The 25,387-nt window shown below is 65.2% G+C and carries 24 protein-coding genes; 11 read left to right on the top strand and 13 right to left on the bottom strand.

Annotation, left to right across the window (positions count from 1 at the left end):
• Positions 1 to 25 precede the first annotated feature (25 nt).
• The 3 genes from P2869_RS21640 to P2869_RS21630 all read right to left on the bottom strand — a co-directional run bounded on the left by P2869_RS21640 (position 26) and on the right by P2869_RS21630 (position 2,505).
• Positions 26 to 181: a hypothetical protein gene (locus tag P2869_RS21640; protein ID WP_017777509.1), complete on the bottom strand. Its 156-nt coding sequence runs from the start codon at positions 179 to 181 to the stop codon at positions 26 to 28.
• Positions 181 to 1,431, bottom strand: a complete 1,251-nt coding sequence (locus P2869_RS21635) for an MFS transporter (RefSeq protein ID WP_277599507.1) — start codon at positions 1,429 to 1,431, stop codon at positions 181 to 183. Before P2869_RS21635 ends, P2869_RS21640 begins: the two co-directional genes overlap by 1 nt.
• Before the next feature lie 147 nt (positions 1,432 to 1,578).
• On the bottom strand, positions 1,579 to 2,505 hold the full coding sequence (locus P2869_RS21630) for a LysR substrate-binding domain-containing protein (protein WP_277599506.1): 927 nt from the start codon (positions 2,503 to 2,505) through the stop codon (positions 1,579 to 1,581).
• 472 nt (positions 2,506 to 2,977) lie between these two features.
• Between P2869_RS21630 and P2869_RS21625 the strand changes: the two genes are divergently transcribed.
• Together P2869_RS21625 and P2869_RS21620 are read left to right on the top strand one after the other, a co-directional pair.
• Positions 2,978 to 4,894 carry a glycosyl hydrolase gene (locus P2869_RS21625; protein ID WP_277599505.1) on the top strand — a complete coding sequence of 639 codons (1,917 nt, stop codon included), beginning with the start codon at positions 2,978 to 2,980 and terminating at the stop codon, positions 4,892 to 4,894.
• 518 nt (positions 4,895 to 5,412) lie between these two features.
• Positions 5,413 to 5,769 carry a DUF4148 domain-containing protein gene (locus P2869_RS21620; RefSeq protein ID WP_277599504.1) on the top strand — a complete coding sequence of 119 codons (357 nt, stop codon included), beginning with the start codon at positions 5,413 to 5,415 and terminating at the stop codon, positions 5,767 to 5,769.
• A gap of 129 nt (positions 5,770 to 5,898) precedes the next feature.
• Here the strand turns inward: P2869_RS21620 and P2869_RS21615 are convergent, their stop codons facing one another.
• Complete coding sequence (locus tag P2869_RS21615; protein WP_277599503.1) at positions 5,899 to 6,870, bottom strand: response regulator; 972 nt, start codon at positions 6,868 to 6,870, stop codon at positions 5,899 to 5,901.
• Between the two features lie 356 nt (positions 6,871 to 7,226).
• Here P2869_RS21615 and P2869_RS21610 point away from each other — a divergent pair, with 356 nt between their 5' ends.
• Positions 7,227 to 7,724, top strand: coding sequence for a thioesterase family protein (locus P2869_RS21610; RefSeq protein ID WP_277599502.1), 498 nt, complete (start codon positions 7,227 to 7,229; stop codon positions 7,722 to 7,724).
• A 131-nt stretch (positions 7,725 to 7,855) separates the two neighbouring features.
• On the opposite strand, the gene P2869_RS21605 is transcribed toward P2869_RS21610, so the two are convergent.
• A complete protein-coding gene (locus tag P2869_RS21605; protein WP_026121992.1) occupies positions 7,856 to 9,313 on the bottom strand; it encodes a sensor histidine kinase in 1,458 nt (485 codons plus the stop codon).
• 235 nt (positions 9,314 to 9,548) lie between these two features.
• Here P2869_RS21605 and P2869_RS21600 point away from each other — a divergent pair, with 235 nt between their 5' ends.
• The gene (locus P2869_RS21600) at positions 9,549 to 11,621 is read left to right on the top strand and encodes an AI-2E family transporter (RefSeq protein WP_277599501.1); all 2,073 of its coding nucleotides are present in this window, start codon (positions 9,549 to 9,551) and stop codon (positions 11,619 to 11,621) included.
• Here P2869_RS21600 and P2869_RS21595 read toward each other — a convergent pair.
• Both P2869_RS21595 and P2869_RS21590 read right to left on the bottom strand, forming a co-directional pair.
• A complete protein-coding gene (locus tag P2869_RS21595; protein ID WP_277599500.1) occupies positions 11,525 to 11,989 on the bottom strand; it encodes a GtrA family protein in 465 nt (154 codons plus the stop codon). The two genes, P2869_RS21600 and P2869_RS21595, sit on opposite strands and share 97 nt — an antisense overlap.
• The gene (locus tag P2869_RS21590; protein WP_277599499.1) at positions 11,986 to 13,698 is read right to left on the bottom strand and encodes a glycosyltransferase family 39 protein; all 1,713 of its coding nucleotides are present in this window, start codon (positions 13,696 to 13,698) and stop codon (positions 11,986 to 11,988) included. Before P2869_RS21590 ends, P2869_RS21595 begins: the two co-directional genes overlap by 4 nt.
• 226 nt (positions 13,699 to 13,924) lie before the next feature.
• Here P2869_RS21590 and P2869_RS21585 point away from each other — a divergent pair, with 226 nt between their 5' ends.
• A complete protein-coding gene (locus P2869_RS21585; RefSeq protein WP_277599498.1) occupies positions 13,925 to 14,944 on the top strand; it encodes a glycosyltransferase family 2 protein in 1,020 nt (339 codons plus the stop codon).
• Between the two features lie 98 nt (positions 14,945 to 15,042).
• Here the strand turns inward: P2869_RS21585 and P2869_RS21580 are convergent, their stop codons facing one another.
• Positions 15,043 to 15,339, bottom strand: a complete 297-nt coding sequence (locus tag P2869_RS21580) for a hypothetical protein (protein ID WP_277599497.1) — start codon at positions 15,337 to 15,339, stop codon at positions 15,043 to 15,045.
• Between the two features lie 71 nt (positions 15,340 to 15,410).
• Here P2869_RS21580 and P2869_RS21575 point away from each other — a divergent pair, with 71 nt between their 5' ends.
• Positions 15,411 to 15,671 carry a hypothetical protein gene (locus P2869_RS21575; protein ID WP_026121988.1) on the top strand — a complete coding sequence of 87 codons (261 nt, stop codon included), beginning with the start codon at positions 15,411 to 15,413 and terminating at the stop codon, positions 15,669 to 15,671.
• Positions 15,672 to 15,696: 25 nt separating this feature from the next.
• Here P2869_RS21575 and P2869_RS21570 read toward each other — a convergent pair whose 3' ends face one another.
• Positions 15,697 to 17,727, bottom strand: coding sequence for an EAL domain-containing protein (locus tag P2869_RS21570; RefSeq protein WP_017777496.1), 2,031 nt, complete (start codon positions 17,725 to 17,727; stop codon positions 15,697 to 15,699).
• A gap of 807 nt (positions 17,728 to 18,534) precedes the next feature.
• Here P2869_RS21570 and P2869_RS21565 point away from each other — a divergent pair.
• Entirely contained in the window at positions 18,535 to 19,353 is an 819-nt protein-coding gene (locus P2869_RS21565) for a hypothetical protein (RefSeq protein ID WP_277599496.1), read from the top strand.
• Here P2869_RS21565 and P2869_RS21560 read toward each other — a convergent pair.
• Positions 19,345 to 20,445 carry an alpha/beta fold hydrolase gene (locus P2869_RS21560; protein WP_233411480.1) on the bottom strand — a complete coding sequence of 367 codons (1,101 nt, stop codon included), beginning with the start codon at positions 20,443 to 20,445 and terminating at the stop codon, positions 19,345 to 19,347. The two genes, P2869_RS21565 and P2869_RS21560, sit on opposite strands and share 9 nt — an antisense overlap.
• A 291-nt stretch (positions 20,446 to 20,736) precedes the next feature.
• Here P2869_RS21560 and P2869_RS21555 point away from each other — a divergent pair, with 291 nt between their 5' ends.
• Positions 20,737 to 21,528 carry an SDR family oxidoreductase gene (locus P2869_RS21555; protein WP_277599495.1) on the top strand — a complete coding sequence of 264 codons (792 nt, stop codon included), beginning with the start codon at positions 20,737 to 20,739 and terminating at the stop codon, positions 21,526 to 21,528.
• A 61-nt stretch (positions 21,529 to 21,589) separates the two neighbouring features.
• Here the strand turns inward: P2869_RS21555 and P2869_RS21550 are convergent, their stop codons facing one another.
• Positions 21,590 to 22,402, bottom strand: coding sequence for a response regulator transcription factor (locus tag P2869_RS21550; RefSeq protein WP_277599494.1), 813 nt, complete (start codon positions 22,400 to 22,402; stop codon positions 21,590 to 21,592).
• Between the two features lie 165 nt (positions 22,403 to 22,567).
• On the opposite strand from P2869_RS21550, the gene P2869_RS21545 reads away from it, so the two are divergent.
• On the top strand, positions 22,568 to 22,852 hold the full coding sequence (locus P2869_RS21545) for a hypothetical protein (RefSeq protein ID WP_152495143.1): 285 nt from the start codon (positions 22,568 to 22,570) through the stop codon (positions 22,850 to 22,852).
• An 86-nt stretch (positions 22,853 to 22,938) separates the two neighbouring features.
• Here the strand turns inward: P2869_RS21545 and P2869_RS21540 are convergent, their stop codons facing one another.
• A complete protein-coding gene (locus tag P2869_RS21540) occupies positions 22,939 to 23,127 on the bottom strand; it encodes a hypothetical protein (protein ID WP_017777491.1) in 189 nt (62 codons plus the stop codon).
• A 324-nt stretch (positions 23,128 to 23,451) separates the two neighbouring features.
• On the opposite strand from P2869_RS21540, the gene P2869_RS21535 reads away from it, so the two are divergent.
• Together P2869_RS21535 and P2869_RS21530 are read left to right on the top strand one after the other, a co-directional pair.
• The gene (locus P2869_RS21535; protein ID WP_017777490.1) at positions 23,452 to 23,652 is read left to right on the top strand and encodes a DUF3562 domain-containing protein; all 201 of its coding nucleotides are present in this window, start codon (positions 23,452 to 23,454) and stop codon (positions 23,650 to 23,652) included.
• 439 nt (positions 23,653 to 24,091) lie between these two features.
• Positions 24,092 to 24,313: a DUF2866 domain-containing protein gene (locus P2869_RS21530; RefSeq protein WP_042301419.1), complete on the top strand. Its 222-nt coding sequence runs from the start codon at positions 24,092 to 24,094 to the stop codon at positions 24,311 to 24,313.
• A gap of 31 nt (positions 24,314 to 24,344) precedes the next feature.
• Here P2869_RS21530 and ftrA read toward each other — a convergent pair whose 3' ends face one another.
• Positions 24,345 to 25,325 (bottom strand): transcriptional regulator FtrA, encoded by a 981-nt coding sequence (gene ftrA, locus P2869_RS21525; RefSeq protein ID WP_277599493.1) that lies wholly within the window; start codon positions 25,323 to 25,325, stop codon positions 24,345 to 24,347.
• Between the last annotated feature and the right edge of the window lie 62 nt (positions 25,326 to 25,387).

Below are 25,387 nucleotides of genomic sequence, written 5' to 3'. Positions count from 1 at the left end.
CGCGCGGCCGCGTGCACACCGCGTTTCATCCGCAAAACGAAAGGCCCGAGAGCAGTGAAACGAGCGCGGCGGGTGTGAGGTAGCCCGCGAAGCACCACGCAATGAAGACCGCGAAGGCAGCGAGGCCGATTATCGCCAGCGCCGCGGGGCCGCTCGGCACGATGCGCGCGGCTACTTTCATCACGCCGCCGGCACAAGAGGCCGCGCGCGTTGCGCGACGCGTGCGTCGTCGATGGGCAGGTGCAGCATGCCGGCCACCACGCCCAGCGCCGCGGCGCCATACCAGAGCAGATCGTACGAGTGCGTCGCGTCATACACCACGCCGCCCAGCCACACGCCGAAGAAGCTGCCCAGCTGGTGGCCCAGAAAAACAAAGCCGAATAGCGTCGTGATGTACCTCACGCCGAACACCTGCGAGACGATGCCGTTCGTAAGCGGCACCGTGCCGAGCCAGATCAGTCCCATGACGAACGAGAACACATAGAGGCTCACAGGCGTGAGCGGCAGCAGGACGAACAGCAGCATCGTGGCCGCGCGCACGAAGTAGATCGCACTGAGCAGATATTTGCGGCGCAGGAAGCCGCCTGCGTATCCGCACAGGAACGTGCCGGCGGTATTGGCGAGCGCGATGATGGCAAGCGCCGTGCTCGCATGACGCGCGGTGAGACCGTGATCGAGCAGATACGCCGGCATGTGCGAAGCGATGAAGGCGAGTTGGAAGCCGCACGCGAAGAAGCCGACGTTGAGAAGCCAGTAGCCGCGATGCGTAAGCGCCTCGCGCACGGCGGCCGCGATGGTTTGCGCCGCCACGCCAGCGGTCGTTCCATCGGCATTCGCGTTGTGAGCGGCAACGGGGCGGTCGCGCAGGAACACCGCGAGCGGCGCCGTGGTGAGCATGACGATCGCGAGCACGACCGTCGCATTGCGCCAGCCGATGCCCGTCAGCATGTCCTGGGCAAGCGGCACCATGCAAAACTGACCGAGGCCGCCAATCGTGCCGGCCACGCCAAGTGCCCAGCCGCGACGGTCCGCGGGAAAAAGCCGGCTCAGGGCGCCGTACACCGCACCGAACGCGCAGCCCGACAGCGCCACGCCCACCAGCAGACCCGTGCCGAGGGTATAGAAGCCGGCCGTCGCGGAATGCGCCATCACAACCAGTCCCACGGCATAGAGCACGGCGCCTGCGGCAATCACACGCGCCGAACCGAAGCGGTCGGCCACCATGCCGGTGAGAGGCTGCGACACGCCCCAAAGCAGGTTCTGCAGCGCCAGCGCGAAGCCGAAGACTTCGCGCGGCCAGCCATGGTCCAGTGTCACAGGCATCAGGAAAAGGCCCTGCACGTTGCGCACGCCGAGGGCGGCGCCCATGACAATGCCGCCCGCCAGCACGAGCAGCCAGCGCCGCCGCCAGGCGGCTTCGGGTTCGATCACGGTGGTCTCCTTCAGGGTTCGTTCAAGCGTCCTTACGCGTTCGCGTGTTGGCGCATTAGAGCCCTGGAAGCCCCACGTCTCAATCGATTCTTTGGCATGCGTCGCATGCGCCGAACGCATGCGAACCGGGCAAACCCGGGCGCAGGTTTACAGCCCCGACGTGCCAGAGGCCTCGCCAGACTCCGCTTCGCTCACGATCCACGCTGCGACGGCGCGCACGTCGTCGCGCGGATGCTCGTCGGCCTGATGGAGCCAGTAGCCGTAGTCGGTGGAGCGCCCGTTCGTGTCCGGGCCAATCGCGGCGAGGCGGCCTTCGGCGAGCAACGGCCTCACGAGCGGCACGCGGCCCAGCGCGATGCCCTGCCCCGCGAGCGCGGCTTGAATGACCTGATCGTATTGGTTGAATCGCACGATGCTGCGAACCGGCGCGTCGGCCAGTCCGATGGAAACCAGGTGGTCGCGCCATTGCAGGAATGGCCGGCGCGCACCGTCGAATTCGAGCAGCACGTGCTGCTCGAGCGTGTCGGCATCGAGCTGCGTCACCGCGAGCGACGGGTGCGCCACGGGCACGATCGCTTCCTCGAAAAGACGTTGCGCGCTCGCCGGCGCCCTCGCCGCCGGCGCGTAACGAATGCCGAGATCGACGCCCTCTGCCTGGAGATCGAGCGGTTTGTCCGTGGCGGCGAAGCGCACGTCGATGCCGGGAAGGCGCTGCTGCAGGCGCCCGAGCCGCGGCAACAGCCAGAGCGACGCCACGCCGATGCTCGCCGTGATGGTGACGGGGCGCCGCTGCTTCGACTGGCTCAGCAGTTCGAAGACGTCCTGGAGTTGCTGCACGGCGCTGTCCGCCGCGCGAAAGAGCCGCTCGCCTTCGGGCGTGAACGAAACCGTTCGATGACCGCGCTTGAGCAACGCGACGCCCAGCATCTGCTCGAGCGCCTGCACCTGGCGGCTCACAGCCGATTGCGTGAGGCAAAGATCCTGTGCCGCGAGCGTGATGCTCATGCGCCGGCCGACCGCAACGAAGCCGCGGACCGGATCAAGGGAAGCCAGCCGAACGAGGGGAAGTGCCATGCGTGAACCTCATGCGAACGATGCGACGAGGTTGGTCGACGACGGCGTATGAGTCAAGCCCCGACGCTCCGTTTAGCGAGGTTGCACTCCCCGGAGCAAGACGAGATGAAGCGCGAATTCGGTATGCCCGGTCATTCCCGATTTCGACCCCTAATTTACATTAAGTTACACTTAATTGCTTTAATCGTACAAATAAAAGCAGAAAACGCAAAAGGGACGTTATTTCTCCGCCGCACAAAAAAGTGCCAGGTAAAAAAGAACACGCATCAATATTTTTGTCTTTTCATATCAATCGCTTATCAAGCCTTTCAAACAGCGCCAAGCAACTTGTACCGAAGAAATAACATTTCGCGAAGCCACCTGATCCGAGACTTCTATTACTAATTTTATTTGATTTATTAACACGGTAATAAATGGAAAGAGGATGACCCTATACTGCGCGCCTTCGGTAATTTCTCGACAGGCGCGGAAAGTGGGTAAGACGACAGAGACAGCACATTCGGTAGAACACGCAGTGGGAAGCGCGACGCTTCCGGTAGTCCCGGCCATTCCGGGTTTCGCCATCGACGGCAACCGGCCGGCCACGCGCCGCCGCTTCCTCGCCGGGCTCTTTGCCGGCGCCGGCAGCCTCGCGCTGGCCGCATGCGGGGGCGGCAGCGGAACGTCGTCGGGCAGCAGTGCTGCGGCCACCAACGCCTCGATGTCCCAGCGTATCGCGGCTGCCACGCCGAGCGAATCGTCGTCGGGCACCACGGTGCCGCCCGCGGCCTCGATCATCGACGGCAACGGTGTGGCCTGGACGCTCTCGAACGGCGCCGTGCTGCGCGCCGGCGCCAACACCGGTTGCCCGGTGTCGGCCACCGTGGTGCTCTATTACAACCGCACGATCTACGCAGCCAATGCTTCGGGCGCGTGGTACATCAACGTCAACAACGTCTGGAAAGCGTCGAACGATCCGCGCGAATCCGCCTCGGGCACCGTCGTGCCGACAAACGCCGCCTCGATCACGGACGGCAACGGCGTGAGCTGGACCTGGAGCGGCGGCGCGGTGCTGCGCGCCGGCGTGAACACGGGCTGCCCGGTACTCGCCTCGTGGATTCTGTACTGGAACCACACCATCTACGCCTGGGACGCCTCGGGCCTCTGGTACGTGAACCGCAACAGCGCGTGGGTCGCCTCCTACGATCCGCGCGAATCCGCCTCGGGCTCGACCGTTCCGCCGCAGCGTGAAATCACGGACGGCAACAGCATGCCCTGGACCCTCGCCAACGGCGCGGTGCTGCGCAACGGCGCGAATACCGGGTGCCCCGTTGCGGCGTCGCTGCTGCTGTACTGGAATCACACCATCTACGCCGCCGACGCGAGCGGCCACTGGTACATCACCCAGAACAACGTCTGGAATGCGACCACGGACCCGCGCAATGCCTCGACCGTCGCGGCTGCCGCCGTGGCTCCCGGGCCGATCTTCTTCGGCATGAACGGCCACGTCGCGTGGACCTCGGGCGTGTATGCATCGATGACCGCCGCGCAGCAGGTGTCCATCCTCAAGGACCTGGGCGTGACCAACTATCGCGCGGACGTCGCGGACGCGGGCATGGCACAAACGGTGGCCAACGCGCTGAACGGTGCGTTCAAAGGCAGCGGCATCTCGATCCTGCCGTGCATCAACCCGATGAACTACAGCCTCACCGCGTCGGAGAGCACGGCATACAGCTACGGCTACCAGCTCGCGCAATCCATTGCGCAGGTGTTGAAGGGGCTTGTCAGCTACATCGAGTGCGGCAACGAACTCGACGCCACGGGCCTCATCAGCAACGGCGCGGGCAACTCGCCGTCCAACTACAACCCGTCGTACTGGCCGGCGTTCCGCGGCATCATTCGCGGCATGATCGACGGCGTGAAGTCTGTGGACCCGAACATCAAGTGCGGCGTGAACGTGGGCGTGCCGCTCGCCTACACCGCGCTGCAGATGCTGTGGAATGGCCAGACGCCCAACGGCACCACCACGCCGACCTCGGGCGCCACGCCCGTGCGCTGGGACATCACGATGTACCACTGGTACGAAACCTCGGGCGACATCGTGCGCGCGGGCTCGCAGGGCCTCACGAACGTGCTGCAGATCCTGCAGACCTCGTTCGGCGTGCCGATCTGGATCACGGAATGGGGCTACTACACGGGCGACACGTCGACCAACCAGGCGGCCTACGTGACCAACACGCTGCAGGAGTACTACTCGCTGCGCACCACGTACAACCTGCAGTGCGTGATGATGTACGAGCTTATCGACATGGGCGGCGGCGACGACTTCGGCGTGCTGCTGTCGGACGGCGTGACGAAGAAGTCGTCGTACGCGGCGTACAAGAACTTCACGGCAGCCAACGCGGTTTGACCTGATTCAATGTGACTTGACGCGCCTGCCTGTTGCCGCTGGAGCGCCAGCACAGGGGGCTGGTAGTCCGGTAGTGCGGTAGCCGCCGCATATTCGTTTCGGTTTTACGCGGTTGATCAGGCGCGGTCCGCGATTCATCGGCGGCCCCATGGGTGACTCGATTCGCGCCCGCGCTCTGCTTCGGGGCGAGGTTGACCCTCGCTCCCCTCGCTCTCATCTCTCCTGCCTCTCCCTCTCCTCCCGCCGGCTACCGCTTTCCGTGCGCCTCGGCCGGGCATGAGCGGCCGGTTTGTTCTCGCCACCGCAAAATGGCGGGAATAACCGCCGCGAATCCTGTGTTCACAGTTGCATGAGCGCCCGTTGAACCGCGCTTCATGCCCGACGCCACGCCACCCGCGCAGGCGTCACACAGGAAAACCTGAAAACGCGACGCGGGAATAAAGCCCGCTTCGCCTGTGTTCTCCCGAGTACCGCAACACAGACTCTGGTCACCCCATCCATTACTTAAGGATACCGAAATGAAAACGCGTTCACTCATCGCCCTTGCCGTTGCCCTCTTCGCGACCGCCGGTGTCGCAACGACCGCGTCCGCGGCGGAAAAGACGCGCGCGGAAGTACGTACGGAACTGGTCCAGGCCGAGCAAAACGGCCTGCGCTTCGTCACCGACGCCTCGTACCCCGACGTCGCGCCGATCTATCAGCAACAGGTCGCGCAGGCGAACAGCCATGGCCATGCGGATGCCGCGAGCAGCATGGGCGGCACGGTATCGGGATCGAGCGCCGCAGGCCTGCCCGACACGTTCATGAAAGCGAAGACGCCGATGTCTTCGTGTGTGGGTCCGGTCAGCTTCTGCCAGCTCTACTTTGGAAGCTGAGCGGACCAATGTGTGCGACAGCGCTGCAACGCGAGCGGCGGCCGGCCGCGCCTTATGCCGGCACGCCGCGCCGCACGCGGCAACGCAAACCGCTGTGCGCCGCGTTGAACCGCATCCCGAACCCGCCTGTTACGACGACGCCAGCGTCGCCGCTCTCGTCTCGCGCCAGCGCGCGAACGTCATGACGCCGGGCTCCACCGCCGCGGCATCCAGCCGTGTCCAGCCGTAAAAAGCGCCTTCCCAGTCGGCAATGGCCGTGGGCGCGACAAAGCGCGGCTCGGCAAGCCCTGGCCGATACGCCTGCGATGGCCAGAACACGGGCATGCGCCGGCGCGCCTCCATGGCTTCGCGCAACGCTTGAGGACCGCCTTCGTCCGTGACGACTTCACACTGGAACTGCCATTCGGCCGCGTCCCAGGCCAGAAAGACGCTCGGCGCGCCCTCAGCGTCGAACATCAGCACGGCGTTCTGATCCGGCCGCCAGTAATACTCGACAACGCCCTCGCGCGCGGCGATCTCGTTCAGCGCGGCCTGCGTGCGCGCATCGCGATAGGCTGCGCCGACGTCGTGCACGCTGATGTACCCGCGCTGCGCGCAGTGCTTGCGCTTCGCCTGCCCGATGGCCGACGTGAGCTTGCGCGACATGCCGGCGTCGGACTTCTTCAGGTAGAAGTCGATCAGACCGTCGTTGAATGCATCCACGGCTCGCGGCTCGTCCGCCGTACCAGTAAGCAGCACCTTGGCGCACGCCATGCCGGAAAGTGCCGACAGCAGCTCGATGCCGTCCATGCCCGGCATCTGGTAATCCACCACGATGGCCGCGATCTCTTCGAAGCGCCCTTCGTTATGCAGCGCGTCCTGGCCGAACGCGTTGCCCCCTTTCTTTTCGAACTCGGAATAGGCGGCTCCCGAGAACCGTTCCTGCGGCACGTCATGCGCACGTGAGGAAAGGAAGTCCAGCGCCGCCGCAGGGTCGGTGAAAAAGCGGTTCAGGTGCCGGTCGGCGAAGATGCCCTGCAACGCATGCAGGAAGTCGGTGCTGTCGTCCACGAAGACGACAGACGTGGGATAGAACAACGGTTGTCTGGTGAAGAAATTCATGCATGCCCCGGTTGACGTGAATGCCCGTGCGGCGTGCCTGTGAGCGCATGCAGAACCGCACGCATTGCCCCCGCCGGACGGACGTCACGGGACGCGCAGGCCGGCGATCGTTGTTTTAGTACGCCGTTGCCGCCCAATGACGGATAAACCGCCACGATTATCCGGCGGCATCCTCGCCCGGCGCAACTCCCCGTTTGGCCGAGGTGTGGGCCATGCCGCGTTCGACGCTGCTCCCGCTCCGTTCGCGCCGCCCTCAAAAATTTTGACGGAGCTTTCGGAAGCCAGAATGGGGCGTTCCTCCCTATGGAAGGAACGCGCGGCTGCCGCCTGCAGCCTTTCGTTTCAGGAGTTTCCCCATGCTGGTTCGAGACACGATTCCCCCGGCCCTCACGCGCGGTATCGCGATGCTTTCGCCGGAAATGATGGAGTCCGGTCCCTGCAAGACCTTCCATCACGTTATCGACATCTACCTCAAGGACTCGAATGCCTTCCAGAACACCTACTTCGCACGCTATTTCGAGTGGCAAGGCGTGTGCCGCGAGCGCTGGTTCCACGAGTGCGTGCACAACAACCTGCTCGCCGCGGGCGGCGCATTTGTCACCAAGCGCGCGCACCAGGAATACGTCGAAGAGACGTTCCCGTTCCAGCGGGTGGACTGCTACCTCAACACGTTCCAGGTGCGGCAGTGCTCGGCGTATCTGCTGTTTCGCTTCTGCGTGGACGGACGCCCCGTCTCGCTCGGCTATCAGCAGATTCTTTTCTCGGACACGAACAAGCGGATCCGGCGGTTCCCCGCGGGCATCATCGAACGCGTCAAGGAATATGAGCTGATCCTGCCGCCGCTCGCGAACTGAGCGGACCACCCGCCATCGCCTGCCCAAGCCCGCTACGGGCTTCAAGGCATCACGGCATCACGGCGTGACGGCACAAGGGCATGAGGACGCGAGGCTGTGAAGGCAGGCGGGCATGAAGTCCTGAAGCCGGCCTAGCCGGCATACCCCTGCCCCGTGCCCCAGCGCCGAGACCGTCCCGGCGGATCGTGCAGCGCGCGGTCCGCCGAGGACCCGGGCTCGGGCAGCCGCAGCGTGAACGTGGTGTGCTCGCCGGGCACCGATTCGCACTCGATGTCGCCGCCGAACACCTCGCAGACGCGCCGGCAGAACGCGAGCCCCATGCCAGCCCCGTTGCCGTGACCCTTGGTGGAGAAGAACGGGTCGAAGATATGCGGCAGCACCTCGGGGGCGATGCCCGGCCCCGTGTCGCTGAAGCGCAGCACGCAATAGCCGCCCTCGAGCACGGCGCTGATCTCGATCTTGCCCTTGCCCGCATGCTGGATCGCATGCAAGGCATTCTTGAGCAGATTGAAGATCACGAAAATGATCAGCGAATCCGAACCGGAAAAACGCAGCGACGGATCGATGGGCGCCACCAGGACGCGCTCGCGGTCCGAGGCCGCAAACGGAAAGCGGTCGAGCGCGGCCTGGATGCACTCGTGAATGGCATGCGGCACGAAGCTGCGGCGGTCCAGCCGGTCGAGCGTGAACGAGGCAAGCGACATCTCCACGACCGTGCTCGTGCTGTCCACCTGACGCTGGATCGCCGAGGCGAGCGTGGGCAGCCGCTCCGACTGCCCCGGGTACAGCCCGTTCACGAGCAACTGGTGCTGCACCGCGAGCTGGTAGCCGCGCAGCAGTTCGGGCAAGGCGGTGCCGAGTTCCTCGGCGTGCATGCCGATGGCGGCAAGCGGCGTCGCCACCTCGTGAGCGACGGTGGCCGCAATCAGATACGGCCGCATCAACCCGTGCCGCACGATGGTGACGGCCAGAATGCCGAGGCTTACCGCGATGAACAACACCCCTGGCGGATAGAACGGCCAGCCGTAGTTGACGGCGTAATCGACGGCGGCAATCGAATAGAAACCCAGACTCACGAGGCTCAGGTCGAGCAGCCGCTGCCGCGCGCGCGCCCGCGACTGGCTGCGCGCCGAAATCAGCAGCCATGCACTGCGCATGGCAAGCAGCACCGTCTGCACGACGTGCACGGGATGCAGGCGCCCCGCGCGCGGGTAATCGCCGAAGAAAAACGTGCCGTAGCCCGAGATCACCTCGTCGGTGACCAGCAGCAGGATGGCGAGCACCACCGAAACGCCGTACGACGCGACGAGAAGCGGCTGCTCCCCACGCCGCGCCGCTACTTCCGTCACGAAGTGGTAGTACGTGGTGGGCAGGAACAGGATGAAGAAGTAACCACACTTGACGAGTACGCCGGCCACTTCGGGGTTCGACGTCTGGAACAGGAACGCCCACGTGCCCTGCCAGGCGAACGTGGTCAGGCACATCAATGCAAATGGCACCGAGAGGCGCGTCACGCCTTCAGTGAGCAGCACATAAAGCCCAAACCCCAGAAATAGAGCGGATACGAACGCAGGCAGGATGGAATACATGTGTACCGTCGCGTTTTGCTTCTCGTAGGTGACGCAGTTTTGATGCCGGTGCGCCCGCGTGCTGGCGGCAATGATCTGGCCCAGGACATCCGCCCGCAGCATGCTGGAAACATGAACGACCGGTTCTGGCGCAGGCCATTGTAAGTGAGCCGCGCGCCCGCCGTCGCGCCTTTTTGTGGTGTTCGGCGGCCTTTTGTGCAGAGGCGGCATGCGGCTTGCTCGCCTTGTCCCTATCATGAATCCGTCATTTCCCCCGCGACGCGAGAACGCCCGCGTGCGGCCGCCCGAGGTGCCCGGCCTGCGCACGCTGACCTCGATGGTGGCGGGCGTCATCGCGATCTGCGCGCTCTACTTCGGTCGCGCCGTGCTCATGCCCATCACGCTGGCCGTGCTGCTGAGCTTCCTGCTGGCGCCCTTCGCCACGGCGCTCAAGCGGGTGGGCTTTCGCCACGTTCCGTCGGTGATCGCCGCGGTGCTCGTGGCGCTCTCGGTGATCGCCGCGACGGGCGTACTGATCGGCGCCCAGGTGGCGCAGCTTGCCGGCGACCTGCCCCGCTATCAGGCGGCGTTCGAACACAAGGCGCAAGTGCTGCACGAAGAGACGATTGGCCGCGCGGACGCGTTGCTGCGCCGCGCCTCCGGGGCGCTCAATCACGTCGCGCCGCCGCGCGGCGACGAAGCGAACCGCGAGCGCTCGGCGAGTCCTTCAGACCGCCCGCCGATGCCCGTGGAAGTCCACGAACCCACGCCTTCGCCGCTCCAGCTGATGCAGCGCTTCGCCTCGCCGGTGGTGAGTCCGCTGGAGACGGCCGGCATCGTCGCCGTGGTGGCGATCTTCATTCTGTTGCAGCGGGAAGACCTGCGCGACCGGCTGATCCGCCTGTTCGGCGCACGCGACCTGCATCGCACGACCACCGCCATGGACGAAGCCGCTCGCCGTCTGAGCCGCTATTTCCTCGCGCAGGTGGCGATCAACACGGGCGTGGGCGCGCTGGCGTGCATCGGCCTCGCGATCATCGGCGTGCCGGGCGCGCTGCTGTTCGGCGTGGTAACGGCGCTTGCGCGCTTCCTGCCTTACGTGGGCGCATGGATCGCGGGATTGCTCGCGGTGCTGCTGGCCGCGGCCATCGGGCCCGGATGGTGGATGGCCGCGTGGACGGCGATTCTCTTCGTGACGGTGGAACTCGCCGCCGGGCAGTTCGTCGAGCCGCTGCTCTACGGCAACAGCACGGGACTCTCGCCGTTTGCCGTGATCGTTTCCGCGCTGTTCTGGAGCTGGATCTGGGGGCCTGTGGGGCTCGTTCTGTCCACACCGCTCACGCTTTGCCTCGTCACGCTGGGGCGACACGTGGAGCGTGTGGAATTTCTCGACGTGCTGTTCGGCGACCACCCCGTGCTCACGCCCGGCGAAAACCTCTATCACCGTTTGCTGGCCGGCGACGCCGCCGACGCCCTCGCCCAGGCCGATACGGTGCTCGCGGGCCGGCCGCTGGAAGCGTGGTACGACGAGGTGCTGCTGGATTGCCTGCGGCTGGCTTACGACGACGTCGAGCGCGGCGTCGTGCCGCCTGAGCAGATCACGCGCGTGCGCCGCACGGCGTTCGCGGTGATGGACGGGCTGGGGTCGAATGCGGCCGGCACCGGGGACGCAGTCAGCGATGCGGCCGGGATGGCGGCCTCTGCGTCGGCTTCGGCCTCCTTGTCCGAACACGGTGAGCGCCGAAAAGGCCGGCAGGCGCGGCCGGGCAGTGCTGCGCGCGGCGCGCCGATGAATGACCGCACGTGCAGGCCGGTGCTCTGCGTTCGCGGCCGCGGCGAGTACGACGGCATCGTGGCCGCCGCCACGGCCCAGCTCTTGAACCGGCGCGGCGTCGAAGCCACCGTGACGGGCTCGGACCGCTTCTCCCGCACGCGCATGGACGACGCCCGGCCGCCTCGCGACACCGTGATCTGTATCGCGACGCTGCACGCGCGCGAAGCCCCGCCCTGGCTGCGCAATCTCATACGGCGATTGCAGCCGCGCGCGACGAATCTGGTACTCGGCATCGCATTGCCGAACGACACCGAAGGCGTACCCGATGTGTCCGATCTCGCGCCATCGGCCCGCGAGAACGATGCCTCCGCTCACGACGAGCTGCCACGCCCCGCCGCTTCGTTCGCCGCGCTGACCGAGGCGTGCGTGGACGCCGCGCGCGGCGCGTCCGGCGGTCTTCAGCCCGAATATCGCGCCCGAAACGACCACACCGAATTGACGACGAAGCCGGACAGCAGCACCACGCCGGTCGCCACGCACTGCGCGAGCAGGTAATAGACGTGCAGGCGCTCGACGAGTGCGTGCATCACCCACGCATTGACCGCCATGCCGGCCGCCGCAACCACGAAAAAACGCGGCGCCGCGTGTGCGTGCTTCGCGCTGCTTTGAAACGTGATGCGGTAATTGAGGAGGTAGTTGACCACCGCTCCCGCCGCCGCACCGGCTGTGGAAGCGATGACGGCACTCGCGGCATGCGTCGCGGTGAGCGCCACGAGCAGCGCGTACTGCACGGCGGTCCCCATGAGGCCCATCAGCGCGTAGCGCGCAAAGCGCAGTACGCGGGCTTTGAAGCGGCGCTTCCCGCCATCGTCGATGGGATGGCGGGCGGACTCGTCGCGCACGGCCCTTTCCTGTGTGCTCATTGGGTGGGTCCGTTGCCGGTGTTGCCCACCTTGCCTGCATTGCCCACATTGCCTGCGCTCCCCGACATCGTCGCGCTGCGCGTGTTCCAGGCGTAGACAGCAATGCAAGGCGGCGGCTTCACGCCATGCAGCGGCACCACGTTGCAGGTAGATTCCACGCGACGCACGGGCGCCGGCACCTGGTCCATCAGCAACGGCATGAAGCGCGCGTCCGGCGACGCCGAAACGAGTACGACCGGCTTGCCCGCGCGAATATCGTTGACCACCTCTTGCACGTCGCGCCGCGCGATGCCGAGCTTCTCGATCATCTCTTCGTTCTCGATGCCCGTCACCGCGGGGTCGTGCCACTTGACCAGTTGGCGCAGCGGCGGCCCGTAATAGGCAAGCAGCACCGCCGACGTATAAGGCGCGAGCACAACTTCGTCGGCCTGCATCAGCTCGGTGCGCGTGTCGCCGAACACGGTGCGCAGCGGTGCCTTCGCGCCGTCGGCGAGCGCGATCTGCCAGTAGAGGCCCACACCGAATGCGATGAGCGTGGCCACACGTGCCGCGAGGCGCAGCTTAGACGGCACCACGACGGCCCAGGCCAGCGCCACCGAGAGCGGCAGCGTGATCCAGCACAGAATGCGCGGCAACAGAATGGGCTGCTTGATGCTCGCGACAGTCGCAAGCACGACGAACAGCATGGGGATGGCGACCAGCACCGCCATCGCGCGCCGCGGCATGCGCGTGGTCCTTAGCGTCACGGCAAGGACCGCAAGCAACAGCGCAGCCACTTCGATGCCGGGAAAACGCATTCTCGCGATAGGGCCTGCCACGAGCCCGCTCGCCACCACGAGCAGATCTCGAAACGACAGCGGTGGAATCCACGAGAGCCCGGTGCCGTGTCGTCCGATGGAAAGCATCGCCATGAGAAGCGGCAGCCACAGCATGCCGACGACGACGTTCGCCGCCAGCCAGCGAACGATCGCGCTCACGCGGGCGTGTTGCGTGGCGCGCGCTTCCCTATCCGTCGCAGCGGCCCGTGGCAGCGCGCCGAACGCAAGTGACACGAGTACCACCACGTTGCACGCGGCCACCACGAGCGTGAACGTCGCGTGACTGTAGAGCGAGATCACGGCGCCTGCCGCGTAGAGCAGCAAGTCGCCGTTACGCTGTTGTCGCAGATATCGCGCAATGCCCAGCAACATCATGCCCGCGGGAATCAGCGTGAACATATACACGCGCGCTTCCTGAGAGAAATACACGGCCATGGGCGAGACGGCGAACAGCGCGGCCGCGGCGAGCGCAATCGACGTGCGCCCGAACAGCTCGCGCGCCACCGCATAGACGAGCGGCAAGGCCACGAGCGATGCCACCACCGAAAGCGAACGCAACGCCGCTTCGCTGTGCCCGAACAACGTCATCCACGGTTCGAGCATGAAGTAGTAGAGCGGCGGCGTGGGTTCGAGCGTGAGCCCCGTGGTGACGAGAAATTTCGCGCCGAACAGGTCGTAGTAGTAGCGCGAAAAAAGTTCGTCGTTCCACAACGGCAGATAGTCGAGGTGGTACACGCGAAGCATCACCGCGAGCCCGAAGATGGCGAGCGCGATGGGTACGAAAAGCGTATCGGCGGCGGAGCGCTGTACGCGCGACGTGCGCGCGGTGTCCTGCGCGGTGGTCTCATAGGCTGCAGGGTCGGGTGCCGTGCCCGGGTTCGTCGTGTTCATCGATGGGGTCCCTGTGCGCGCGAGGCGCGATCCATGGTCTGCCGACGACTGGCGAGAAGATTGCCGCAAGCATGTGCAGAGGTCACCGTAAAGGCGCGCCACCCGGGCGTATGTGTGCTTTCGCACCGAAGGCCCGGCGCACGAGGCGCACGGTTATACGCAATTCGCGGTGCCCGCCATGCGCGCCGATCATCCGAACCTGCAGCCCGAACTTCCAGGTAGAACCATGCTCCTCTCGTTGGTGGTGCCCTTTTACAACGAAGAAGATACCGTCGACCATCTGTTCGCGCGCGTCGTGCCCGTGCTCGCCTCGCTCGAAGGACTCGACTACGAGATTGTCTGCGTGGACGACGGCAGCCGCGACGCCACGCTCGCCAAACTGCAGACCGTGCGGCGCCGCTACGGCAAAGTCAAGCTGGTCGAGCTGTCGCGCAATTTCGGCAAGGAGTCCGCACTGACGGCAGGCCTCGACGAGTCGAACGGCGACGTCATCGTTCCCTTCGATGCCGATCTGCAAGACCCGCCCGAAGTGATTCCACGGCTCGTCGAAAAATGGCGGCAAGGCTATGACGTGGTGCTCGCGCAACGCGTGGATCGCAATACGGACACCTTCGCGAAGCGCAAGACGGCGGCGATGTTCTATCGCGTGCACAACGCACTCGCGCCGCAGCACATACCGGAAAACGTGGGCGACTTCCGGCTCTTCACGCGTGAAGTGCTGGAAGCGCTCAAGCTCCTGCCCGAGCGGCAGCGCTTCATGAAGGGGCTCTTCGCGTGGGTCGGATTTCGCTCCACGGTGGTCGAGTACGTGCGCGATGCGCGCGTGGCGGGCCGCACCAAGTTTTCGGGATGGAAGCTGTGGAATTTCGCGCTGGAAGGCTTCACGAGTTTCAGCACGCTGCCGCTGCGCGTGTGGACCTACGTGGGCTCCACGGTGGCGGCATTCGCGGTGCTGTACGGCGCGTTCATCGTCGTGCGCACGCTGTTCAAGGGCAACGCGGTGCCGGGCTATGCGTCGCTTGCGAGCATCATCCTGTTTCTCGGCGGCATTCAGCTCATCGGCATCGGCGTAATCGGCGAGTATCTGGGCCGCGTGTACTTCGAGACCAAGCACCGCCCCATCTATCTCGTGCGCAGGCGCTACGATCCGATCGAAGTGCTCGCCCAGCAGAGCTACGCGACGACGCCCGAAACAGCCGGCGCGTCCGCACGCTGGGCCGGCAAGCCGCGGCCCGCGACCACCTGAGCGGCAGGGAACGGCAAATCAGCAGGTGAGCCGGATGGCGGTCTGTTTTACGCTTCGTTCCCGCTTCATTTCCGCTTCATTTCCGTTCCATTCCCGCTTCACGCGCCGCACAAACCAACGGGCGGCTCGCGCGACGGCGGATCGACCTCCGGCAAACGGTCCGGGTCGGGCGGAAGATCCGCGTCGTCATCGTCGCCGGGCGGCGGCATACGATCCGGATCGATTTCAGGCAACGGGTCGGGCGGCGGCTTGCGGCCGGGACCGGAGGGCGGCGGTACGCGCGTATGCGCCGCGATGGCGTGCGCGCCTCGCCACTGCACCCACGAAGCGAAACGGAAAAGCGAGCCGGGACGCCGGTTCGCGTGGAAAGGGGATATGGGTTGTGCTGGCTCCATGCCCAAAGACGAGCAACGCCCGTACCCGCACGCGCCCGGCGGCATGGGCGAATGCGGTTAGACTGTTCGTCATGAACAAGTGCCGTTACTGCGGAAAGATCCGTGACGAATGGGACTGCCACGGATACGAGTGCCGGAGGGCCATTGCAAAGGCGCTGCGGCGGCAGCGCTCGGGCCTGCCTATGGTGCCCGACGTGATCCGTAACGAGATTCCTGCGGGCGCCAGCACCGGCGAGGTGATCGTCCAGCTCTCGCGTCAGCGGCTGCGCGCAAGGCGCGGCAACGAAGAACGACGCGAGCGCAAAGCCATCGAAGACGGCGACGACGAGTGAGCGGCACGCGCCCCACTCCGGCCATTCAAGCCTGGCCGCCGCGCAGGGTTTGCAGCAGATCGGCGAACGGCATGGGCCGTCCAATCGCGTAGCCCTGCGCGTAGTCGATACCGATCTCGTTGAGCACGCCCAGAATGGCCGGCGACTCGACGAACTCCGCGATGGTCCGCGCACCGAGCTTGCCGCTGATCTCGTGAATCGACTCCACGATCGCGCGGTCCACATTGCTGTTCACGATGTCGCGTACGAAGTGGCCGTCGATCTTGATGTAGTCCACCGGGAACTGCTTCAGGTATCCGAACGAACTTACGCCCGCGCCGAAGTCGTCCAGCATGACCGAGCAACCCCGCGAGCGCAGGAACTCGATCAACTCCATCGCCTGCTTGAGATTGGTGACGAAGGCGGTCTCCGTCACTTCGAAGCAGAGCCGCTCGGGCGGCAGCGCCGACCCATCCAGCAGATCCTGCATGAACGAAACCATGGACGGGTCGCTCAGCGAATTCGCCGACAGATTGATGGAGAGCATCACGTTAGGCAGATCCGCCACCGTGGGCCCGATGTCGCGAATCACCGCACCGATTACCCACTGGTCGATGTCGACCATCAGGTTGTTGCGTTCGGCGGCCGGAATGAAGGCGCCCGGCATCACCAGTTGCCCCGCCTCGTCCACCATGCGCACCAGCACTTCGACGTGGGGCCGCGCATCGCCCGATGCCGGCAGGGCGCGAATCTCCTGCCCATAGAGCCGAAAGCGGTTCGCCTTCACCGCCGACTTGATGCTCGACGCGATGCGCAGCGCCGAATGCTGGCGCGCTGCGTCGCCCACGCCGGGCGTGTAGGTGAAGATGAGGTTGCGCCCCGCAGCCTTCGCAGACGAACGCGCGATGCCCGCCTCGCTCATCAGGTCGCTGACCGAACGTGTGCGGTCCGCGAATTCGGTCAGCCCGAAGCTCGCGCCCAGATCGTAGACGTGGTCGCCCCAGGCGAATTCCAGCGCGCGAATTTCCTGCAGCAGCCGTGCGCAGATCTTTTGCGCCTGATGCAGGCGGCAGTCGTAGAGCAAGACGCCGAACTCGTCGGCTCCGAGGCGCGCGAGCTGATCGGTATCGCGCAGTTCGTGGACGAGCAGCCGCGACACCTGGCGCAACAGCGTATCGCCCGCAAGGCTGCCGTCGGCTTCGTTGATCATGCCGAAGCCGTGCAGATCGATCATGCAGAGCGTGTGCACACGACCATGGTCCACATGCTGATGCAGCGCCTGGTCGAGCCGTGCCTCGAACGCGGCGCGATTCGGCAGGCCGGTGAGCCGATCGTGCATCTCGGCTCGTACGAGTTCGCGATGAAAGCGCCGATGCTTCGTGCGGTCCGAGTACACGACGAGTGCTTCGCCGTGACGCCCCGTTGTGTCGGGCATCGCGAACACGGACACGTCGACGTCGTAGCTCTTGCCGTGACGGCTCACCAGCATGCTGTTGAATTCGCGCCGCTCCGCGGCCGCGCCGCGCGAACTCCACTGGCGCGGGTCGAAATTGCAGGGGCGCCCGTGCCGGTCGACGATGCGCAGCACTTCCTTGAGCGGCTTGCCGATGGCGCGCTCCGAAGACCAGTCCGTGGTGCGCTCCGCGGCGGTGTTCATGAAGGTCACGCACTGATGGGCGTCGGTGCGGATCACGGCCTGCTCGTCGCTATCCAGCGTGAACCGCACCGTTTCCTCGCGGCGCCGCAAATCGGTGAGATCGTGCGTGATGACGAGATAGCCGGCAGCGCGACGCATGCTGTGCGAAAGCCGCGTCACGACCATGCGCGCCCAGAACTGCGTGCCGTCCTTGCGGCGCAGCCATAGCTCGCCGCTGAAGCGGCCTTCGGCCGTGGCGCTCGAGAGGCTGCGCTCGGCCTCGCTTACCCGCCCCTCTTCGGCGCAAAACAGCTGGCCGAAATGGCGTCCCATGACTTCGCTCGCGCGATACCCCATCTGGCTCTCGGCGCCGCTGTTCCAGGTGGCGATGCGGCCGCGGGCGTCGAGTTCGTAAATCGAATATTCCTCGACCGAGCGCATGGCTTCCCGGACCGACCTGCGTGCCACGGCGCGCCAGGCCGCGTGATCCGGCGTTTTCCGACGTCCGCTGTACAGCCTGAATCCACTGAATGACATTGCTTTGTTCATCTCTTGTCTAGGCGCCGAGTAACGACTGGAAAGCCGCAAACCGAAAAAGAGCGATGCGCACAATCCATTCAGAACGCGGACGCCGCCCGGGGTGCATGCGCGCGGTGCACTCTGGCGATGCACTCGCATAGCCGGCCGATCCAGCCTGGACTGACAGCCAGTGTCCGTTTATCGGCAGTTCTTTAGATTACTTGAGGCGACTCCCTCGCCTGGCCGCCCTCGCCATGAAGCAACGGAGACGAGGAATCCGGCTGCGGGGTCCGGCTCGGTGGGCCCGACGAGGCTGCGCCCGGATGGGGCACCGCTGGCGCCGCTACCGCAACAGGGGGCTGCGCGACCAAACCGGAAACGGCAAGCCGGATGCATATATGCAAACTGGATATGCCATTTTTTGCGAGTGCCGCAATAAAAAATTTTGCGAGCGCCTAATTCACCGCAAGTATTCCCTTTTCGGGACCCGCAAGTCGGCGATGATAAATCAGTTCGCGCTGCGCGAACTTTCCGGGAGATCAGAATCGGCCGGGCTGAGCCGGCCTCCACACCTTTTTGGCGCGTGGAGCACAGACGCGCGCTTATCCGCCCTTCTTGAGGACGGCCCTTTCGCGACGCCTCACGCTTGACCCAAATCAACGTCGCAGCAACACCCGGCGGCACGATGGAACGCACTCGCGTTCGCATCCGTTGCCCGGGGAAATGTCCATGTCCGTTGTTCGAAGTCCCTTGTTCAAGGCCGCGCTGCTGGTTGCCGCGCTCCTTGCCGTTTCGTCTGCCAGCATCGCCCAGGGGCCGGGCAAGCCGCCCGTCGTCGAACCGCGCGAACTGGTTTCGCCCCAGGAGCGGCTCGATTACTGCAATGAAATGCACAACGCCTCGACGCTCGACGAGCGCCTCGCCATCGCGCGTCGCATGCGCGACACGCTGGTGGCCCGCGCGAAGGAAAAAGGCGTGGCGTTACCCTCGCCGACGCGCCGCGGCATGCGCGGCGCGCAAGGTGGCGCGCGGAGCGGCGCGGACAGCGGCATGCACGGCGGCAAATCTGGCGTGGGTCCGAACGGCGAGGCGACGATGCGCAGCTACGGTATGGACTGCGGCAAGGTGGGGCTGATGGTGGACAGCGGCGAGCCTGGGGCCGTGGCGGCTCAGGCGCCTGGCCTCGACGTGCACTACGCGAATGGCATTGCCTACGTCTCGGGCGGCGTAGGTCAGGACGAGGTCGACGCCATGCGCGCCGTGCGCGCGGACTACAGCATGCGGGCCACGTTCGCGACGTCCGCCGGAACGTATCTCTCCGACGTTGCCGTGCGCGTGGAAAACGCGGACGGCTCGACGCTCTTCACCACGCGCTCGGACGGTCCGTTCCTGTACGCGAAGCTGCCTGCGGGCCACTATCGGCTGATCGCCACGTCGGACCGGGTCGAACGCGCCCGCACCATCGACATACCTCGCCACGGCAGCGTGACCGTCACGCTGACGTGGCCTGCTCCCACATTGAAGCAGCCCGCGAAACAGTCAGGCTGAGGCAGATCGCGCCGAGGCACTGGCGACCCAGGCCGCAATGCCGGGCCACGCTTCGCGCAGCGTGCGCGACCCCATGAAAAGCCCGATGTGCCCGCCGGGCACGAGCTTCTTCACGATGTCCGCGGGCGGCGTGCCGAGGTATTTGTCCGCATCGAAGACCTGCTCGCGCGTGGTGATGTCGTCGGATTCGCCCGCCAGCAGATAGACCGGGCACGTCACCGTGCGCAGGTCGAGGCGCTTGCCGAGTGCCACGAACTCGCCCTTCGCGAACCGGTTCTCCTTGAAAATCTGGCCGATGGCCTGGAGATACCAGCGCCCCGGCAGATCGACGGGATTCTCGTACCAGCTTTCGAACGCCTCTTCCTTCTTCAGATACGCCGGGTCGTCGATGTGCTCGTAGAGGTCGACGTGGTCGGTGATGTAGTGCTGGTCCGGATGCATGTTCTTCCAGCCCCGCAGCATGAACCGCCCGCGCATCAGGCCGTCGCCCAGGCGCACCAGGTCTTCGTAGAACGACAGGGGCAAGGTGTGGGCCATCCGCTTGATGGGACCGTCGCCCGCGTCGGTATCGATGGGCGAGCCGGCCAGCACGAGGCTCGCCACCTTGTGGGGAAAGCGCGCCGCGAACATCGCCGCCATCCAGCCGCCCTGGCACAGGCCGATCAGGTTCACGCGGCCGCCCAACTCGTCCACGCACACGTTCAGTTCGGCGAGATACTGGTCGATCTCGAGATCCTTCATGTCGAGCGTTGCCGTTTTCCAGTCGGTTAGATAAAGCCGTTTGAGGCCATGCTTGCGCAGCGTTTCCATGAGACTCTGACCGGGCTGGAAGTCCGCGATCATCGCGCTGTGGCCCGCGTAGGGCGCGTCCACGATGGTCGGTAGAACCGTGTCGGACGACGCAGCGTGAGATGCCGCGGCGCTGTGGTTCGCGTGCGGCGTCGAGGAGTAGTCGCGCAGCACCATGGTGCGCAGATCGAGCAGCGGGCGGCTCGGTGTCGCGAGGGCCGGATGCAAACCGAAGTGGATCTTCTCCTCTTCGGCGAGAAAGGCCAGATTCTTCGCGGACAGTTGGATGCCGGTTTGAACCATGGCGGCCGCGGCGGCGATCGGCCAGAAGAACGGCAGCGCCGGCGCGCGGTCCTTGCGGTGTGAGCGGGAAGCGGATCCAGACGCGGGAGTAGGCGTGTTCATGGGATTCCTGTCGACGTCAGAAGGTGATCGGGAGCGTGGAGTCGGGTGGAGTCGGGCTCGAAGCACGAGACACGAGGAAGTCTGTATGACGTGCTCCCGAAATAATTGATCGCCGTCAGACGTTGCAGAAGAATGACGACGCGGCGGGCCGGCCTTATCCGGTGAACTTTTCATGACAAGGAGACAGCAATGGACCTGAAACTGCGCGGCAAGGTGGCGGTGCTGACGGGCGCAAGCGTGGGCATCGGACTCGCGGTGGCGGAAGGCCTGGCGGCCGAAGGGGTGAACCTCGTACTCGCCGCGCGGCAGGAGGCGCGCCTTGCGTCCACTGCACGCGAGATCGCCGCGAAACACGGCGTCAAGGCCGTGCCGGTGGCCTGCGACGTCGCCACATCCGCGGGCGTGGAGGCGCTCATGCGCGGCGCACTCGAAAGCTTCGGCGGCGCGGACATCCTCTTCAACAACGCGGGCACGGGCAGCAACGAGACCATCATGGCCGCGCCCGACGAGAAATGGCAGGCGTATTGGGACTTGCACGTGATGGCCGCGGTCAGGCTCGCACGCGGGCTCGCGCCGGGCATGAAAGCGCGCGGCGGTGGCGTGATCCTGCACAACGCGTCGATCTGTGCGGTGCAGCCGCTCGGCTACGAGCCCATCTATAACGTCACGAAGGCCGCCCTCATGATGTTCTCGAAGAACCTCGCGAACGAACTCGTCGGCGACAACATCCGCGTGAATACCATCAATCCCGGGCTCGTGCTGACGCCGGACTGGATCAAGACGGCGAAACAGCTGAGCGCTCAGGACGGTGGAGACTGGGAAGCCTATCTACAGCGCGTGGCCGACGAGCACGCGCCGATCAGGCGCTTCGCGACGCCGGAGGAACTCGCGGACTTTATCGTGTTCCTCTGCTCGCCGCGGGCCAGTTACAGCGTAGGCGCGACCTACTTCGTGGATGGCGGGATGCTGCGGACGGTCTGAAACGCCGTACCGTGAATCGACCGTGCGCGGCGCACCTGTAGCGGTGCGCCGCCGTGAAGCGTCATGCCTTATCGCGATTCACCAGCTGCTCGAGACGATAGCCGTAGCCGTAGATGGGCGAGAGCCGGTAGCCGTTTTCCGGCCTGAGCCCGAGCTTGGTACGCACCACGGAAATGTGCGTGTCCATGGTGCGCGACGGCGCGCCAGCCGAGGACGGCCACACCGCTTCGAAGATCTGCTCGCGCGACAGCGACGCGTCGATGCACTGAAAGAGCAGCAGGGCAAGGCTGAATTCTTTCTGGGTCAGCGTGACGGCTCGCCCTTTCACGAACACTGCGCGTGTGCCGAAATCGAATTCGAAGTCGCCGAACACAGCCTTGCCCGTACTCTGGTCAATTCTGTGATCGATCTTCCGGTCGATGGCCTGGCCGTTCCTGTAGCCATTCGCATGGCCGTTCATGCCCGCGTATCCGTGCGCGCCGTGTGTAGCAAGCGCGACCGAGCGCTCGGCAAGCGCCCGGGCCAGCATGGCATCGACCTCACCGAGCAGTGCCGATGCGGACAGCGGCCCGATCACGCAACGGTCCACGGGGACATCGCCGATTACGCCAGGCGGTGCTGCGCCCCCGGCCTGCACAATGCACAGCACCGGCGTTCTGGCCGGGCTGCGTTGCCGCGCCCAGCCCAGCGGCATGTCGCCGCGCATGCGGGACATGTCCCAGTCGATTACCACGAGATCCAGTGCTTGCTGTTCGAGCGCGTGCGCGAGCGACACGCCGTCGAAAAATGCCCGGCAGGTATGGCCGCCGCGCAACAGCGCCTGAGCGGCAAAGTCGGCGCGCGTCACGTCCGCGGCCAGAATCGCTATCCTCATGCTCCCCCCGCAATGCTGCAACATGGCGGCTTTGTTCCCGGTGCACCCGGCACTCCGTCACTGTGAACGCGACAACCATGCGAGCCGGTGCGGCCCTGTCGCGTTGGCGAAACATCCGGGCGCTGCCGCGGCGGCGCGACTGAAGACGGCAAACGGCGCGCAACGATGACGCACATGCCGCGTGCAAACCAAACGGACGCTATCGCGTCTGATCCGTTTGCATTGGGTTTTGCCCTTCTTTTTGCCGTTCTTTCAGCCGGCCGCGCCGAGCAGGCGCACGAGCGCAAGGCACTGACGTTCGGGAATAAAGTCGATAATCGAAACGGCCAATCGGTTTCGCGACCGAAAAAATTTCGGCGAGATTTAACACTTACGATGACGGCCAGTTTCTCCTGCGAATCGATTCTATTGGAACGTCACGAGGGCGAATGTCAAAGATCGTCAGATTAGGAATGACGCGCCCATGTCGGCTGCGCGGCAAGGCCGCCGCGCGTGCATAGCGACGTGCATGGCGAAAAGAGAAAAAACAGCGGCTATTAGCGGGACGAGATAACGGCGGACGCCGGCGTATCGGTACTCTGTGCCACCACACTGCTGTCGGACGGGCCTTGCATGTGGATCTGCCGGTTAATGACGCTGTCGCGCAGAATAGCGCTGAGGCTCACGAGTAATGCGACCACCACGACACCGAGCGCGCAATACCCGGCGATTTTTAGCGTTTTCATCGTCACGCTCCGTCAAAAGCGAGTGACTGATATAGCGGACAGTTGCCGTCCACCAGAATGTGGGAACGTCGCCATATATACCACGGCCGTACGAAGCGAATATGGCAAAAAGATGGGTAGCGCACTGCGCCGTCATGCCGCATGGCCATACCGGATTCACGGCGCGCATCTTGCATACACGGCACGGGTGTAGTGGAACCCGGTCTACTTCTTTTACCCGGCGCCGGACCGATAGTGCGATTCAATTTGCATCGGGCCATCCGGTGTTCTCTAATCAGACCTGCGCGTCTTTCTTCCCTCGTCCTGTCGCCCCCGGAGAGCAACATGGCTCAGCCCAACAAAGCGGAAGTCGTCCACGCCATTGCAGCTGAAACCAATACGCCCGAAGAAACGGTGGCAAGAATGTACGAAGAAACATGGGACGACTACCGGGCCGACGCCCGCATCCTCGACTATGTGCCGCTGTTCGTCGCGAAAAAGGTTCGCGAAACGCTACGGCATAGCCACACGCGCGGCGCGAAGTAAGCCCGCCGCTTCTCCTTTTCCCTGCTTTTGAAGTCGACGCTGCGCCAGCGGCGTCGCATGCTCGGGCACACCCCTGGTCAGCGGCACTCACTGACAACGTGCAGGTTTTTGCACGCACCTCGCTCGTATGCCCTGCTCCGCCTGCTCCGCCGATATGCGGCGCGACTCCATCACGCACCCTGCGCACACCGTCCGGCGCTGTCCGCGCATCCGCTCGCGAAATGAACTGATACAACCTCACCGCGTGCTTTAAGGCTCGTTTAATTCTTCGCTGCAACCATACGACCATCCCCTGTTCGGCCGCCAAAGCATCGGCGGCATTTTTTTGGGCTGTTGCAGCCTCACAGGGCGTGCCAGGGTCGCTGACACGTGGGGAGAAACCACAATGACCAGAAAAACAGTGCTGGACGAGAGCGCGGTGCTTCAACTGCTTCACACCATGCAGCGCGATACCGCAGTCAAGCCCGTGCAAAGCTGCAGGATATCGGCGCCGCAGCGTCATCCGTTCGGACGTTCGTACCGGCTTGTCGAATGGACACTGCCTGACGACGAAGACGCGAGGCGCCAGGTCGTGCCCGCCGAAAGCAGCGCGCTGGATATCGCGCGCGTGGTCGCATCCCATGTCCCGGGGCGGCGGGTTCTTCAGAACGGCGAAGCGTAACGTGGCGAACGTGGTCGCTGCCTGAATCCCGTCACGCCGCCGTACGGCGAGCCGACGCGCCAACGCCGAACTTTCTGCGATATTGCGCCGGACTCGTCAGCGCAATGCGCCTGAAGTGACGGCGTAGCGACTCCTCCGAACCAAAGCCTGCGAGCTGCGCCACCTGCGCGATCGGCATCTCGCCGGACGCTTCGAGCAGTTCGCGCGCAATCGCCACTCGCTCGCGAATCAGCCACTCCACAGGCGCCTGGCCCGTGGCCTCGCGAAACTGGCGCTGCAGCGTGCGCGGGCTCATCGCGGCTCGCTCCGCGAGCGAGGCGAGCGTATGGGTCTGCGCCGCGTTCGTGCGCATCCAGTCCATCAGCTTCGCAAGACGACCGCCGTTGTCGGGCGGCATCGGTCTCGGCACGAACTGCGCCTGCCCGCCGTCGCGATGCGGCGGCACGACGAGGCGCTGCGCCACGCGATTCGCCACCGCCGGCCCGTAATCGCGGCGCACGAGATGCAGCAGCATGTCGAGCCCGGCCGCCGACCCGGCCGACGTCATCACGTCCCCTTCATCGACATACAGCGCGTCGGGTTTCACACGCAGCTGCGGGTAGCGCTGCTGTAACTGCTGCGCGTAGCGCCAGTGCGTCGTGACGGTTTTGCCGTCCAGCACGCCGGCGGCCGCAAGCACGAACACGCCCGAGCAGATCGAGCACAGACGCGCGCCGCGCCGCCAGGCGGCGTATAGCTTCTTCAGCAACGCGGGCGGCGGCAGTTCGGCGGCATCGCGCCAACCCGGCACGACGATGGTTTGCGCACGGTCGAGCAACGCCAACGTGTGAGGCGCAGCGAGCGTGATGCCGCCTGCCGCGCGTATCGGTCCACGCTCCACGGCACACACCGCAAAGCGGTACCAGTCCACACCGAGTTCCGGGCGCTCGAGCGCGAACACCTCGGTGACGCAGCCGAATTCGAAGGTGCAGAGCCGGTCGTAGACCAGCGCGACGACGAGATGATCTGGCATGGCGCGATGTTACCGGAGATTGTCGATTGCGCCACTTACCGGCGCGGCGTCGCCATCGCACC

This window comes from Paraburkholderia sp. SUR17 (assembly GCF_029536165.1).
Taxonomy (GTDB): domain Bacteria; phylum Pseudomonadota; class Gammaproteobacteria; order Burkholderiales; family Burkholderiaceae; genus Paraburkholderia; species Paraburkholderia kururiensis.
This window is presented reverse-complemented; position numbering and strand designations above follow the sequence as displayed.

What these genes read in the sequence shown, in the direction of transcription:
- P2869_RS21640 (WP_017777509.1), bottom strand. Translation starts at nt 181, where the DNA reads ATGAAAGTAGCCGCGCGCATCGTGCCGAGCGGCCCCGCGGCGCTGGCG.
- P2869_RS21630 (WP_277599506.1), bottom strand. Translation starts at nt 2,505, where the DNA reads ATGGCACTTCCCCTCGTTCGGCTGGCTTCCCTTGATCCGGTCCGCGGC.
- P2869_RS21620 (WP_277599504.1), top strand. Translation starts at nt 5,413, where the DNA reads ATGAAAACGCGTTCACTCATCGCCCTTGCCGTTGCCCTCTTCGCGACC.
- P2869_RS21615 (WP_277599503.1), bottom strand. Translation starts at nt 6,870, where the DNA reads ATGAATTTCTTCACCAGACAACCGTTGTTCTATCCCACGTCTGTCGTC.
- P2869_RS21610 (WP_277599502.1), top strand. Translation starts at nt 7,227, where the DNA reads ATGCTGGTTCGAGACACGATTCCCCCGGCCCTCACGCGCGGTATCGCG.
- P2869_RS21605 (WP_026121992.1), bottom strand. Translation starts at nt 9,313, where the DNA reads ATGTATTCCATCCTGCCTGCGTTCGTATCCGCTCTATTTCTGGGGTTT.
- P2869_RS21600 (WP_277599501.1), top strand. Translation starts at nt 9,549, where the DNA reads ATGAATCCGTCATTTCCCCCGCGACGCGAGAACGCCCGCGTGCGGCCG.
- P2869_RS21595 (WP_277599500.1), bottom strand. Translation starts at nt 11,989, where the DNA reads ATGAGCACACAGGAAAGGGCCGTGCGCGACGAGTCCGCCCGCCATCCC.
- P2869_RS21590 (WP_277599499.1), bottom strand. Translation starts at nt 13,698, where the DNA reads ATGAACACGACGAACCCGGGCACGGCACCCGACCCTGCAGCCTATGAG.
- P2869_RS21585 (WP_277599498.1), top strand. Translation starts at nt 13,925, where the DNA reads ATGCTCCTCTCGTTGGTGGTGCCCTTTTACAACGAAGAAGATACCGTC.
- P2869_RS21580 (WP_277599497.1), bottom strand. Translation starts at nt 15,339, where the DNA reads ATGGAGCCAGCACAACCCATATCCCCTTTCCACGCGAACCGGCGTCCC.
- P2869_RS21575 (WP_026121988.1), top strand. Translation starts at nt 15,411, where the DNA reads ATGAACAAGTGCCGTTACTGCGGAAAGATCCGTGACGAATGGGACTGC.
- P2869_RS21570 (WP_017777496.1), bottom strand. Translation starts at nt 17,727, where the DNA reads ATGCGCTCGGTCGAGGAATATTCGATTTACGAACTCGACGCCCGCGGC.
- P2869_RS21565 (WP_277599496.1), top strand. Translation starts at nt 18,535, where the DNA reads ATGTCCGTTGTTCGAAGTCCCTTGTTCAAGGCCGCGCTGCTGGTTGCC.
- P2869_RS21560 (WP_233411480.1), bottom strand. Translation starts at nt 20,445, where the DNA reads ATGGTTCAAACCGGCATCCAACTGTCCGCGAAGAATCTGGCCTTTCTC.
- P2869_RS21555 (WP_277599495.1), top strand. Translation starts at nt 20,737, where the DNA reads ATGGACCTGAAACTGCGCGGCAAGGTGGCGGTGCTGACGGGCGCAAGC.
- P2869_RS21550 (WP_277599494.1), bottom strand. Translation starts at nt 22,402, where the DNA reads ATGAGGATAGCGATTCTGGCCGCGGACGTGACGCGCGCCGACTTTGCC.
- P2869_RS21545 (WP_152495143.1), top strand. Translation starts at nt 22,568, where the DNA reads ATGACGCACATGCCGCGTGCAAACCAAACGGACGCTATCGCGTCTGAT.
- P2869_RS21540 (WP_017777491.1), bottom strand. Translation starts at nt 23,127, where the DNA reads ATGAAAACGCTAAAAATCGCCGGGTATTGCGCGCTCGGTGTCGTGGTG.
- P2869_RS21535 (WP_017777490.1), top strand. Translation starts at nt 23,452, where the DNA reads ATGGCTCAGCCCAACAAAGCGGAAGTCGTCCACGCCATTGCAGCTGAA.
- P2869_RS21530 (WP_042301419.1), top strand. Translation starts at nt 24,092, where the DNA reads ATGCAGCGCGATACCGCAGTCAAGCCCGTGCAAAGCTGCAGGATATCG.
- ftrA (WP_277599493.1), bottom strand. Translation starts at nt 25,325, where the DNA reads ATGCCAGATCATCTCGTCGTCGCGCTGGTCTACGACCGGCTCTGCACC.